10 protein-coding genes are annotated in these 12709 nt (G+C 68.3%); 6 read left to right on the forward strand and 4 right to left on the reverse strand.

From position 1 onward, the window contains the following. Positions 1-151: 151 nt before the first annotated feature. Genes O2K97_RS13930 through O2K97_RS13955 form a run of 6 tightly spaced genes read left to right on the forward strand, consistent with a single transcriptional unit; the run spans position 152 to position 6412 of the window. A complete protein-coding gene (locus O2K97_RS13930; RefSeq protein WP_269219720.1) occupies positions 152-2230 on the forward strand; it encodes a S46 family peptidase in 2079 nt (692 codons plus the stop codon). Continuing rightward, positions 2227-2736, forward strand: a complete 510-nt coding sequence (locus tag O2K97_RS13935; RefSeq protein WP_269219721.1) for a GNAT family N-acetyltransferase — start codon at positions 2227-2229, stop codon at positions 2734-2736. The genes O2K97_RS13930 and O2K97_RS13935 overlap by 4 nt, the downstream gene beginning before the upstream one ends. Positions 2737-2782: 46 nt before the next feature. Next, positions 2783-3358 (forward strand): TetR/AcrR family transcriptional regulator, encoded by a 576-nt coding sequence (locus O2K97_RS13940; protein WP_269219722.1) that lies wholly within the window; start codon positions 2783-2785, stop codon positions 3356-3358. Beyond that, on the forward strand, positions 3358-5055 hold the full coding sequence (locus tag O2K97_RS13945; protein WP_269219723.1) for an MFS transporter: 1698 nt from the start codon (positions 3358-3360) through the stop codon (positions 5053-5055). Before O2K97_RS13940 ends, O2K97_RS13945 begins: the two co-directional genes overlap by 1 nt. A gap of 13 nt (positions 5056-5068) precedes the next feature. Further along, on the forward strand, positions 5069-6184 hold the full coding sequence (locus O2K97_RS13950) for an HlyD family secretion protein (RefSeq protein ID WP_269219724.1): 1116 nt from the start codon (positions 5069-5071) through the stop codon (positions 6182-6184). Between the two features lie 51 nt (positions 6185-6235). Continuing rightward, positions 6236-6412, forward strand: a complete 177-nt coding sequence (locus O2K97_RS13955; protein WP_017505124.1) for a hypothetical protein — start codon at positions 6236-6238, stop codon at positions 6410-6412. 7 nt (positions 6413-6419) lie between these two features. Here O2K97_RS13955 and O2K97_RS13960 read toward each other — a convergent pair whose 3' ends face one another. From O2K97_RS13960 to O2K97_RS13975, 4 genes are all read right to left on the reverse strand, one after another. Further along, positions 6420-6623: a hypothetical protein gene (locus O2K97_RS13960; RefSeq protein ID WP_228763748.1), complete on the reverse strand. Its 204-nt coding sequence runs from the start codon at positions 6621-6623 to the stop codon at positions 6420-6422. A gap of 152 nt (positions 6624-6775) precedes the next feature. Then, on the reverse strand, positions 6776-8221 hold the full coding sequence (locus tag O2K97_RS13965) for an efflux transporter outer membrane subunit (protein WP_269219725.1): 1446 nt from the start codon (positions 8219-8221) through the stop codon (positions 6776-6778). Then, positions 8221-11499: an efflux RND transporter permease subunit gene (locus tag O2K97_RS13970; RefSeq protein WP_269219726.1), complete on the reverse strand. Its 3279-nt coding sequence runs from the start codon at positions 11497-11499 to the stop codon at positions 8221-8223. Before O2K97_RS13970 ends, O2K97_RS13965 begins: the two co-directional genes overlap by 1 nt. A 3-nt stretch (positions 11500-11502) precedes the next feature. Continuing rightward, complete coding sequence (locus O2K97_RS13975) at positions 11503-12705, reverse strand: efflux RND transporter periplasmic adaptor subunit (RefSeq protein ID WP_112861456.1); 1203 nt, start codon at positions 12703-12705, stop codon at positions 11503-11505. Positions 12706-12709 lie beyond the last annotated feature (4 nt).

Here is a 12709-nt window from a genome sequence, read left to right on the forward strand (position 1 = left end):
TGCGCGGGGAGGGGGACCGCGAACCGGTGGAGGGGCTCTTCACCACCGCATGATCGCCTGTAAAGTGCTTAAGAGCCCCTCCGTCACGACGCTGAAGAAGCGCCGCGCCACCTCCCCGCAAGGCGGGGAGGAGACTTAAAGGACACCGCACATGCGCCCTCTTCTCCTCGCCTCCGCCGCCGTTCTCGCTGTCGCCGCCGCCTCTACGGCCAGCGCCGAGGAAGGCATGTGGACCTACGACAACTTCCCCATCGCCCGCGCCAACCAGACGCTGGGCACGAATATCGATCAGGCCTTCCTGGATCGGGTGCGGCTGTCGTCAGTGAAGTTCGGCGGCTGTTCGGCGGGCGTGGTGTCGGGCCAGGGCCTGGTCATGACCAACAACCATTGCGTCGCCACCTGCGTGGCCAACCTGTCCACGCCGCAGCAGCAGTATGGCGAGACGGGCTTTACGCCCAAGACTCGCGAGGAAGAGCGCAAATGCCCCGGCGCCACGGCCGAGATCCTGACCGACATCTCCGACGTCACAGAGCGGATGCACAAGGCCGGCGAAGGGCTTGAAGGTCAGGCCTTCACCCAGGCCCGCGAGGCCGAGGCCGGTCGGATCGAAACCGAAGCCTGCGGAGCCGATCCCAATATCCGCTGCCAGGTCGTCAGCCTGTACCGGGGCGGCCAGTTCAAACTCTACAAATACCGCAAATACAGCGATGTGCGCCTGGCCTGGGCGCCGGAAGACCGCGCCGCGACCTTCGGCGGCGATCTGGACAACTTCTCCTTCCCGCGCTTCGCCATCGATGCCGCCTTCATCCGCCTGTACGAGGACGGCAAGCCGGTCGAGACACCGATCCACTTCGCCTGGAACGCCGACAAGCCGACCGAGGGCGAGGCCGTCTTCATCACCGGCAATCCCGGCGCGACCCAGCGCCTGCTGACGATGGACCAGCTGGCCACCATCCGCGACGTGGTTCTGCCGCTGGATCAGTTGATCGCCTCGGAGCTGCGCGGCCGTCTGATCCGCTATTCCGAAGAGGGCGAGGACCAGGCCTTCATCGCCATGGACCCGATCGTCGGAGTGGAGAACACCTACAAGCGCGGTCTTGGCCGGATGCGCGCCCTGACCGACGCCCAGTTCATCCAGGCCAAGGCGGCGGCCGAGGTCGACTTCATGCAGCGCTACACCGCCGCCAACGGCAATGGTCCCGATCCGTGGGGGGCGCTGGAAGCGGTCCAGCCCATCGCGCGCGAACTCTATGCGCCGACCGCCCTGCTGGAAGGCGGCACGGGCCTGGGCACCACCTCTGTCGCCGGCGGATCGCAGCTGTTCCAGTGGGCCAAGGCCATCGTGCGCGGCGCGCAGGAGCGGGCCAAGCCGTCGGACCAGCGTCTGGCCGAGTTCGCCGACAGCCGCCTGCCCGGCGTCGAATCCGGTCTGTTCGCCGAACGACCCACCTATCCCGAGCTGGAGCAGATCCGGCTGGAATGGTGGCTGTCCAAGACGCGCGAATGGCTGACGGTGGACAGCCCCTACGTTCGCACCCTGCTCGGCAAGGAAAGCCCCGAAGCGTTGTCGGCCCGCGTCGTCTCGGGCACCAAACTGGCCGATCCGGCCGTGCGTCGCGCCCTGTGGACCGGCGGCCTGGCGGCGGTTCAGGCGTCGGACGATCCGATGATCCAGTATGTGCTGTCGATCGACGCCGACGCCCGCGCCGTCCGCACGGAATGGGAGAATAAGGTCAAGGCCCCGACCGACCGCGCGTCGGAACAGCTGGCGGCCGCCCGCTTCGCCGCCTATGGCGACGCCGTCTATCCCGACGCCACCGGCACGCTGCGTCTGACCTATGGCAAGGTCGAAGGCTCGGACGTGCCCGGCCAGCGCTTCGGCGCCTTCACCACCTTCGCCGGCCTGTGGGACCGCGCCACCGGCGCCGAACCGTTCAAGGTCGCGCCCAAGCTGATGGCCGCCAAGGACCGGATCGATCCGAACGCGGTGATGGACATGGCCGTCTCGACCGACACGATCGGCGGGTCGTCCGGCTCGCCCGCGGTAAATGCCCGGGGCGAGATCATCGGGGCCAACTTCGACTCCACCGTCCTGACCCAGCGCAACGCCTATGGCTACGATCGCAACACCAACCGCAGCGTGATCGTCACAACCCAGGCCGTCACCGTGGCCCTGCGCGACGTTTATGGGATGGATCATCTGCTGACGGAGCTGGGCGTCAGCCGGTGACGCCGATCGCCATACGCGCGGCGACGTCCGACGACGTCGCCGCGCTGCATCCGCTGATCGAGCGCGCCTATCGCGGCGATACCGCCAAGGCCGGCTGGACGCATGAGGCCGACCTGCTGTTCGATGATCGCACCAGCGCGGCGGAGCTGTCGGCCCTGATCGCCGATCCCGACCGGGTCATCCTGCTGGCCCATCGCGACGGCGCGCTGATCGGCTGCGTTCAGGTCGCCCGCGCCGGCGAGGACCTGGCCTATCTCGGCATGCTGACGGTCGAGCCGACCTTGCAGGCGTCCGGCCTCGGCCGTCGTCTGCTCTCGGCCGCCGAAAGCGAGGCGATCGCGCGCTTCGGCGCGCGCCGCATGGAGATGACGGTCATCCACCGCCGGACCGAACTGATCGCCTGGTACGAACGACGCGGCTACGCCCCGACCGGCGAGACCCGCCCCTTCCCCGTCGATCCACCCCGGCCCGAGCTGGATTTCGTGGTGCTGGAAAAAGCGCTCTAGCTACCCCTTGCAAAACGGACAGTCGTGTCCATTTACGCGCCTCACCATGACGCGCCCTGCCGAAAAACCTGTCCGCAAGGACGCCGCTCTGAACCGGGCGGCGGTGCTGGAGGCCGCGCGCGCGGTCTTCGCCGACCAGGGACTGGATGCGCCCCTGGATCTGATCGCCGAACGGGCCGGAGTGGGGCGCGGCACCTTGTATCGGCACTTCTCCGACCGCACGGAACTGGCTCTGGCGGTGCTGGAGGCCGACGTCGCGGACTTGGGTCGGCGCACCGCCGATCAGGGCGATGATCCGCAGGCCTTCTTCTGGTTTCTGGACCGGCTGGCCGAGGACATGGTGCGCAATGCGGGACTGGCCGGCGTCGTGCGGAACGTGCGGTCGCCAGATGCGCTTACACCGCTGCGGCAGAGCTTGATGGAGGCGGGCGCCGCACCGCTGAAGCGGGCCCAGGCCGCCGGCTTGGTGAGGGAGGATCTGCGGCCGATGGACATCCGTTTGATCGCCACCCTGCTGGGCGCCGGTTTTCAGGGCGCGGACGAAGCCGAGCGCCAGGCCGTGTCGCTGCGCACCCGCGCGCTTGTTCTTGACGGCCTAAGACCGCGCGGGGAGCCGCGCTGATGGCCCGCAACAACTGGCACCTGCCCTGGGAACAGTATGTCGAGACGCTGAAGCCGCACGAGCGGCCGATGATGCCCGGCTCGCCCGCCACGCCCGATCACGCCTGGCCGATGCGGATCCAGTACGCCCTGACCGGCCTGCTGGTCGCCATGGTCGGATCGCTGGGCAACGCCGCCGTCACCGCCAACATCCAGAACCTGCAAGGCTCGCTGGGGATCACGATCACCGAGGCCGCCTGGCTGCCGGTCGTCTTCGTCATGACCAACGCCTGCATGAACCTGATCCTCGTCAAGTTCCGGATGCAGTACGGCCTGCGCCTGTTCACCCAGATCTTCCTGGGCGCCTTCGTGCTGGTCTGCGCCGCACACCTGTTCGTCGACAACTATCAATCGACCCTGCTGGTGCGGGCCATCGCCGGCATGGCGGGCGCGGGCCTTTCCAGCCTGGGCTTCCTCTACATCATCCAGGCCTTTCCGGCGGCGCATAGACTCAAGGGGCTGATCATCGGCATCGGCCTGGCCAGTTTCGCCGTGCCGATTTCGCGGCTCGTCATGCCCGGCCTGCTCCAGTTGGGCGACTGGCGCGCCTTCTATCTGTTCGAGCTGGGCCTGTGCCTGGTCGCCTGGGGCGCGGTGCAGGTGGTCAAGCTGCCGCCGTCCGAGCGGCTGCGGGTGTTCGACCGGCTGGACTTCCTGACCTTCGCCCTGTTCGCGCCAGGCGTGGCCCTGCTGTGTGCGGCCCTGGGTCTGGGACGCATCGTCTGGTGGACGCAGGCCGCCTGGATCGGCTGGGCCTTGATCGGCTCCGTCATCCTGCTGACCGCCGCCTTCCTGGTCGAGCACAATCGCAAGAACCCGCTGATCAACACGCGCTGGCTGACCGGGCCGGACCTGCTGCGCCTGTTCGGGGCGATCCTGCTGATCCGCATGGTTCTGTCGGAACAGACATCCGGCGCGGTGGGCTTCCTGACCGTCGTGGGTCTGGGACCAGATCAGCTTCACGGCCTGTTCGTCGTCATCCTGCTGTCGATGATCGCCGGCACCCTGGTCAGCGCCTTCACCCTGAACATGGAGAAGCTGAACAAGCCGATCGCCATCGCCCTGGCGCTGATCGCGGTCGGCGCCTGGATCGACAGCCATTCGACGGTCCTGACGCGCCCGGCGCAGCTATATTTCAGCCAGGCCCTGATCGCCTTCGCCTCGGCCATGTTCATCGGCCCGGCGCTGATGATCGGCATCGTCAAGGTGCTGACCCAGGGCAAGCAGAACCTGATCAGCTTCATCGTCATGTTCAGCGTGCTTCAGAACGTCGGCGGTCTGGCGGGTTCGGCCCTGACCGGGACGCTTCAGATCATCCGCGAGAAATACCATTCCAACCAGCTGGCGGCCGGGATGTCGGCGCTGGACCCGCAGGTCGCCTTGCGGCTGCGCCAGCTGTCGGGCGCCTATGCCTCGACGATAACGAACCCCGCGCTGGCGAAGGCCGAAGGCGCCGTCCTGCTGGGCCGACAGGTGACGCAGCAGGCCAATGTGCTGGCCTACAACGACGTCTTTCTGGTCATCGCCGTGATCGCGGCCCTGGGCTCCGCCTGGGTGACCGTCACCCACCTGCGGCCGCGCTGGAAGGCGCGCCGCGACGCCAAGAACAACAATGCAGACGCTGCGGTCCAGAGCGCCGCCGTCGCCGCCGCCGACTGAACCGAGACCCACAATGACCGACGCTGCCCCGCCCGCCCCCGCCTCTTCCGCCCCTGCCGCCCCGCAGGCGCCCGCCGCTGCTCCACCTGCGCCTGCGCCGAAGAAGAACGTCATGTGGACCGTCATCGCCGCCGGGGTCGCCCTGCTGGGCGTTCTGATGGTGCTGTACGCCTGGCAGTTGCCGCCCTTCCGGGGCGCGATCCAGCGTACGGACAACGCCTATGTGCGCGGTCAGGTGACGATCATCAGCCCGCAGGTGAACGGCTATGTCGTCCAGGTGCCGGTCCAGGACTTCCAGACCGTCCAACAGGGGCAGTTGCTGGCCCAAGTGGACGACCGCATCTATCGCCAGCGGCTGGAGCAGGCGGAGGCCAGCCTGCACTCGGCCCAGGCGGCCCTGTCCAACTCGGCCCAGACCCAGGCGTCGGCGCGCGGATCGGTGGCCCAGCAGCGCGCCTCCATCGCCGCGGCCGAAGCAACGCTGACGCGGGCCCAGGCCGACGCCAACCGCGCCCGCACCCTGAAGGCCGGCGGCTGGGTCGCCCAGGCCAATGTGGACGTCGCCGAGGCCGCCCTGCGCAGCGCCCAGGCCCAGGTCGCCCAGGCCCGCGCCGCCGAGGGCATCGCTCAGACCGGCGTCACCTCCGCCGTCGTCGGCCGCGACAGCCTGGCCGCCGCCGTCGAGAACGCCCAGGCCGCTGTGCGTCTGGCTCAGATCGATTTGGCCAACACCCGCATCGTCGCCCCCCGCGCCGGCCGTCTGGGCGAGATCGGCGTGCGCCAGGGCCAGTATGTGACCGCGGGCGCCCAGCTGATGGGTCTGGTGCCTGACGTGGTCTGGGTCACGGCCAATATGAAGGAGACGCAGATGAAGAACATCCGCGTCGGCCAGCCGGTCGAAATCACCGTCGACGCCCTGGGCGGCCAGACCCTGCGCGGCCATGTCGAACGCATCGCCCCCGCCGCCGGGTCGGAGTTCAGCGTCATCCGCCCCGACAACGCCACCGGCAACTTCACCAAGGTCGCCCAGCGCATCCCGGTCCGCATCCGCATCGACCCGAACCAGCCCGCCGCCGAGCGTCTGGCGCCGGGCATGTCGGTGGTGGCGAAGGTCAATACGGCCGGCTGACGGAACGCGCGGCTCCCGATCGCGCTACCTCTCCAAGCAACGGAGAGCACCATGGACCGCGAACAGACCAAGGGTCGTGAAGAGAACGGCGCCGATCCCGCCGGCAAGCCGGACGCCCTGACCTCCGACAAGGCGACCAAGGCGGTCGGTCAGGCCGAGCGCCAAAGCGCGGGACCGGATGGCCCGGACGCCGCTGAGATCGGCGACACCTTCAAGCGCAAGCCCTGACGCCGGATCAGGCCGATCGCGGCGACAGGCTGGCGGCGAGCAGATGCACGTCGTGCGCCCGCATCCGCTCGAAATTCCCCAGCCCCAAGGCCAAAGCGCGCATGATCTCGGTCTGGCGCGTATGTTCGGGATGGGCGGGCAAGGACGGCTCCGCCCGCGCAAGCTCCGCATCCAGTTCGGCCATCATATGGGCCAGGATTCCGTCGTTCATCTGATCCTCCATCACGCCGCCGACCGCCGCAGCCGGTTAGATCACAAACGGAACAAATGTAGAACATTAGGACGGTCCTCAAACTGTGGACGAACGAAAAAAGGGCCGGGCGATGCGTCGCCCGGCCCTCTTCTTTCAGCATCGCGACGCGGTCAGCTGTCGGCTTGCCAGCCTCCAGCCAAGGCGCGGAACAAGGCGATCTGGTAGGTGGTGACCAAGGCGTCAGACTGGGCCAGAGCGGCGTCCGCCGCCGCTTGGGTGCGTTCGGCGTCGAGCACCAAGAGGAAGCTGTCGGCGCCGGCGTTGAAGCGCAGGCGCGACAGGTCGGCGGCGCGGGCTGCCTGGTCCCTGGCTTCGGTCAAGGCCGCACGGCGGTCCAGCTCGTTGGCGTAGTTGGACAGGGCCGTTTCCGTCTCCTGCAGGGCCGTCAGCACCGTCTGGTCGAACGCAGCGAGCGCTGCGTCCGAACGGGCGCCGGCGGCCTTGATCTGAGCGCGGGCGGCGAAGACGTTGGGGAAGGACCAGCTGATCAGCGGACCGAAGCTGAAGCGGAAGTTCTGGTCGTCGCCCAGTTCGCCAGCGTCCAGCGCGGTGGAGCCGAAGGAGCCGCCCAGGCTGATCTGCGGAAACAGGTTTGCGGTCGCCACGTTTACCCGCGCGGCGGCGGCGGCCAGTTCGGCCTCGGCCTGGCGCACGTCGGGACGGCGGGCCAGAAGCGCCGCGCCTTCGCCGACCGGGATCGGCTGGCTGAGCTGGGGCGGGCGCACGCAGGCGGCGGCGGCCTGGCTGGCCTCGGCCGGGGTGCGGCCGGTCAGGGTCGCGAGGCGGAACAGGGCCTCGTTACGGGCTGCGCGCAGGGTCGGCAGGGTCGCCGCCGTCTGGGCCAGGGCCGCGCGGGCGCTGGCCACGTCCAGCCCGGTGCCCGCCCCGCCGTCGAGCAGGGTCTGGGTCAGGTTGGCGGTGTTGCGTTGCAACTCCAGCGTCCGTTCGGCGACCGCGATCTGCGCATTGGCCGAGCAGGTGTCGGCATAGGCGCGGGTCATCTCGGCCGCGACCGTCACCTGGACCGTGGCCAGGGCGGCCTCGGCGGCGCGGGCGTCGGCGCGGGCGGCGCGGATGGTGGATTCCACCCGTCCGAACAGATCGACCTCATAGGCCGCCTGAATGCCGACGTCATAGGTGTCGATTTCGGGCGCATCTTGCCCTGCGGGCAGGCCTTGGACCGTGGCGGCCGAGGCGCGGCTGCGCTGGGCCTGGGCGCTGGTCGTCGTGGTCGGGAAACGGCCGACGCGGGCCTCCGACAACGACGCCCGAACCGCGCGCAGATTGGCGAAGGCGGCTTCTAGCTGGTTATTTTCGGCGAAGGCCTGCTGGATCAGGGCGTCCAGCGTGGGGTCTTCGTACAGCCGCCACCAGTCGTCGCGCGCCGCAGCGGTCGAGACAGTGGGGCTGGCCGAGCCGACGAAGGCGCCCGTGCCGGCGACGGGCAGGTCGGCGATCGGCGCCTTGGGCCCGACCGCGCAGGCGGCCAGCAGGGCGCCAGAAGCCGTCAACTGGGCTGCGGCGGTCAGGAAGCTGAGGGTCTTGTTGCGGGTCATCAGATGTCCCCTCCCCGGCCGGTCGCGGGCGCAGGCGCGTTCGGATCGGTCAGGTCGCTGGTTTCGTCATAACGCACGGGCCGGTCCGAAGGACGGTCAGGCGTCGTGGTCGGTTTCTTGCCTTGCGGCAGTTTCGAGGACAGCCAGCGGCTGACCACATAGAAGACCGGGGTGAAGATCAGGCCGAAGAAGGTCACGCCCAGCATGCCCGAGAAGACGGACGTGCCCAGCGATTGACGCATCTCCGCGCCCGGCCCGGAGGCCAGCATCAGCGGCACGACGCCGAGGATGAAGGCGAAGGAGGTCATCAGGATCGGACGCAGACGGGTCTTGGCGGCGGCGACCGCAGCCTCGAACCGGTTCATGCCTTGCTCTTCCTCGGCCTGTTTGGCGAACTCGACGATCAGGATGGCGTTCTTGGCTGCCAGGGCGATCAGAACGACAAGCCCGATCTGGACCAGGATGTTGTTGTCCAGGCCACGCAGGTTCACCCCGATGATGGCCGCCAGCAGACACATCGGCACGATCAGAATGACCGCGAGCGGAAGCGTGAACGCTTCGTACTGAGCCGCCAGCACCAGGAAGACGAACACCACCGCCATCAGGAAGATGACCGTCGCGCCGGAACCCGCCGCCTTCTGCTGATAGGCCAGACCCGTCCACTCGTAGGAGAAGCCCTGCGGCAAGGTCTGGGCGGCCATGGTTTCCATGATCTGCAGCGCCTCGCCGGAAGAGACCCCTGCAGCGGCGTTGCCCTGAAGTTCGGCCGCCGGGAACAGGTTGTAGCGCACGATCCGCGCCGGTCCGGAATCGTTGACCAGATTGGCCACCGATCCGATCGGCACCATGGCGCCCGTGGACGACTTGGTCTTCAGATTGGCGATGTCGGCGATGTCGTCGCGCGCCGTCGGCTCCGCCTGCGCCGTCACCCGGAAGGTGCGGCCCAGCATGTTGAAGTCGTTGACGTAGGACGAACCCAGATAGACGCCCAGGGTGTCGAACACCGAACTGGGTTGGACGCCCAGCATCAGCGCCTTGTCGCGGTCGACGTCGGCGGTGATGCGCGGCGAGGCCGTGTTGTAGGTCGAGAAGACCTGGCTGACCTCGGTCGGCTTCTGGGCGGCGGCGCCCATCATGGCGAAGGTCGCGCCTTCCAGCGGACGATAGCCGGCGCCTTCGCGGTCCTGGATCATCATCGAGAAGCCGTTGCCGGTGCCCAGACCCTGGACCGCCGGCGGGGCGATGACGAATATCTGCGCGTCCTCGATCTGTCCGGTCGCCTGGGTGATGGCGCCGGCCAGGGCCGTAGCGGCCTCCTCCTTGGAGCGTTCCTCGAAGCCGTTCAGGCGCACGAAGATGGTGGCGGCGTTGGAGCCGAACGAGAAGCTGGAGCCGTCCAGACCGGCGAAGGCCACGGTGCCGTTCACCCCGGCGGTGCCCTGGATGATCTTGGTGGCGCGTTCCATCACCGCCTGGGTGCGATCCAGAGACGCGCCCGCCGGCAGTTGGATGACGCCGATCAGGAAGCCTTGGTCCTGTTCAGGGATAAAGCCCGAGGGGGTATCCACCAGACGCCAGGCGGTCAGGCCCAGAAGACCGGCATAGATGATCAGCACCAGACCGACCGTGCGCACCAGACGCGCGGTCAGGCGGCCGTAACGATCCGACAGCCAATCGAAGCCCTCGTTGAACTTCCGCCCGGCCCAGCCGCCGTAATAGACGACCGTGCCCAGGACGCCCGGCTTGCGAGCGTGCTCATGATCCTTCTTGTGCGGCTTCAGCAGCAGGGCGGCCATGGCCGGCGACAGAGTCAGGGACACGAACAGCGAGATGACCGAGGCCGAGGCGATGACGACCGCAAACTGGCGATAGAAGATGCCGGGGATGCCGGGCACGAACATGGTGGGCACGAACACCGACACCAGCACCAGGCCGATGGCGATCAGGGCGCCGGAAACCTCCTGCATCGATCGATAGGCGGCCTCCTTGGGACTGAGCCCCTCACCGATGGCCCGCTCCACGTTCTCGACCACGACGATGGCGTCATCGACGACGATGCCGACCGCAAGGACCAGGGCGAACAGGGACAGGGAGTTGATCGAATAGCCCAGCGCCAGCTGCACCGCGAAGGTGCCGACCAGGGCGACGGGAATGGCGACGATGGGGATGATGGCCGCGCGCCAGGTCTGCAGGAAGACCATGACCACGATGATGACCAGGATGACGGCTTCGACCAGGGTGTGCTGAACCGACTCCACCGAGGCGGCGACGAATTCGGTCGGGTTGTAGGGCACGTCCACCTTCATGCCGGCGGGCACTTCGGACTTCAGGGCCTCGACCTCTTTCAGCACGCGGTCGGCGGTGCCCAGGGCGTTGGCGCCCGGCTGCTGAACGATAGCGATGCCGACGCCGCGCTGGCCGTCGAAGAAGCCGCGGATGCCGTAGTCCTGGGCGCCCAGTTCGATCCGCGCCACGTCGCGCAGATAGGTGACGCGGCCTTGAGCGTCCGTCTTCAGGACGACGTTGGCGAACTCATTGGGATCGCTGAGACGACCCTGGACCTGAACCGGCAGCTGGAAGGCGGCCGCGCTGTTGGGGAACGGCGGCTGGCCGATGGAGCCGGCGGCGGCCTGAACGTTCTGGGCGCGCAGGGCGGAGACGATTTCGGGGCCCGTCAGACCGCGCTCGGCCGCCTTGGCCGGGTCGATCCAGACGCGCATCGAATAGTTGCCGCCGCCGAACACCTGAACCGCGCCCACGCCGTCGATCCGCAGCAGACGGTCCCGTAGCGTGGAGTTGGCGTAGTTGCCGACATAGTCGTTATCCAGGGTGCCGTCGGGCGACGTCAGGCCCAGGATCATCAGGAAGCCGCTCTCGGCCTTGTTAACCACGACACCCGTCTGGCGAACCGCCTCGGGAAGACGGGGCTCGGCCAGCGCCACCCGGTTCTGGACCAGCACCTGTGCGGCGTCGAGGTCCGTGCCGGGCTGGAAGGTCACGGTGATGGCCACCGCCCCGTCCGACGTGGACGAGGAGGAGATGTAGAGCATGTTCTCGACGCCGTTCACCTCCTGCTCGATGGGGGCGGCGACGGTTTCGGCCAGGGTCTCGGCCGAGGCGCCGGGATAGGCGGCGTTGATGGTGATCGTCGGCGGCGCGATTTCCGGGTACTGCGACAGCGGCAGCAGCGGATAGGCGGCGATGCCGATGATGGAGATCACCACCGCGATCACGGCCGCGAAGATCGGCCGGTCGATGAAGAAGCGGGAGATGTTCATGGCTTAGCCGGCCGGCAGGCTGTTGGCGAAGGAGGCGCTGGACGCGGGCGCCGACTGGGTGACGGGCGCCTGGGACGCATCGCCGGCGACGGGTTCGATCTTGCCGTTCTTGGGCGTGACCTTGGAGCCCGGCTGGGCGGCGCGTTGCAGACCCGCGATGATGACGCGGTCGGTTGGAGCCAGGCCCGAACGGACGACGCGCAGGCCCTGCACGATCGGGCCGAGCTGGACGGCCTTGTTCGTCACGGTGCCGTCGGCGTTGACCACGGCGACGGTGCGGCGGGCCTGATCTGTGCCGATGGCCGAATCCGGCACCAGCAGAGCGTCATAGGCGCCGGCGCCCGCGACCTGGGCGCTGCCGAACATGCCGGGGCGCAGGAAGCCGTCAGCGTTGGGCAGGATGGCGCGCAGGCGGATTACGCCCGAGGCGGTGTCCACGGCGTTGTCAGAGAAGTCCAGACGGCCGGTGTGCTTATAGGTGCTTTCGTCCTGAAGACGGACATTGACCGTCGCACCCTGGTTGGCGCCGCCCTGACGCAGGTATTTCAGCAGGACCGCTTCCGAACCGTCGAAGACGAAGTGGATCGGGCCGCCCGAAATGATGGTGGTCAGGACGTCGCCGGCCGACGATCCGCCGGCGATGACATTGCCCGGGTCGACGCGACGGTCGGACACGCGGCCCGACACCGGCGCGGTGACGCGGGTGTATTCCAGGTTCAGGCGCGCATTACGGACGGCGGCGTTGCCGGCCGCCAGATTGGCCTGGGCCGCATCGACGGCCGCCTTGTTGGAATCATACTCGGCCTTGGACACCGCCTGCGAGGCCAGCAGAGCCTCGCTGCGGGCCAGGTTGGCGCGGGCCAGTGACAGTTGCGACTGAGCCTGGGCCACCTGGGCCTGAGCCTGGGCCAGCGCGGCCTGCGCCGGGCGCGGATCCAGGGTGAACAGCAGCTGGCCGCGCTGGACCATCTGACCGTCGCGGAAGTGAACCGCCTGGATATAGCCGCCGACCCGGGCGCGCACGTCCACGCTGGAGACCGCCTCGAAGCGGCCGGTGAACTCGTCCCAGTCCCGCACCTGCTGCTTCAGCGGCACAGCCACTGTTACGGGCGGCGCGCCCTGCGCCGGCGCCTCGGCCTTTGGCGAACAACCATAAAGGGCACCCGTCACCATGACGGATACCGCCGCAATCTTCAGCCCGCGCATCTGC

Source organism: Brevundimonas vesicularis, from assembly GCF_027105095.1.
GTDB lineage: Bacteria > Pseudomonadota > Alphaproteobacteria > Caulobacterales > Caulobacteraceae > Brevundimonas > Brevundimonas vesicularis_E.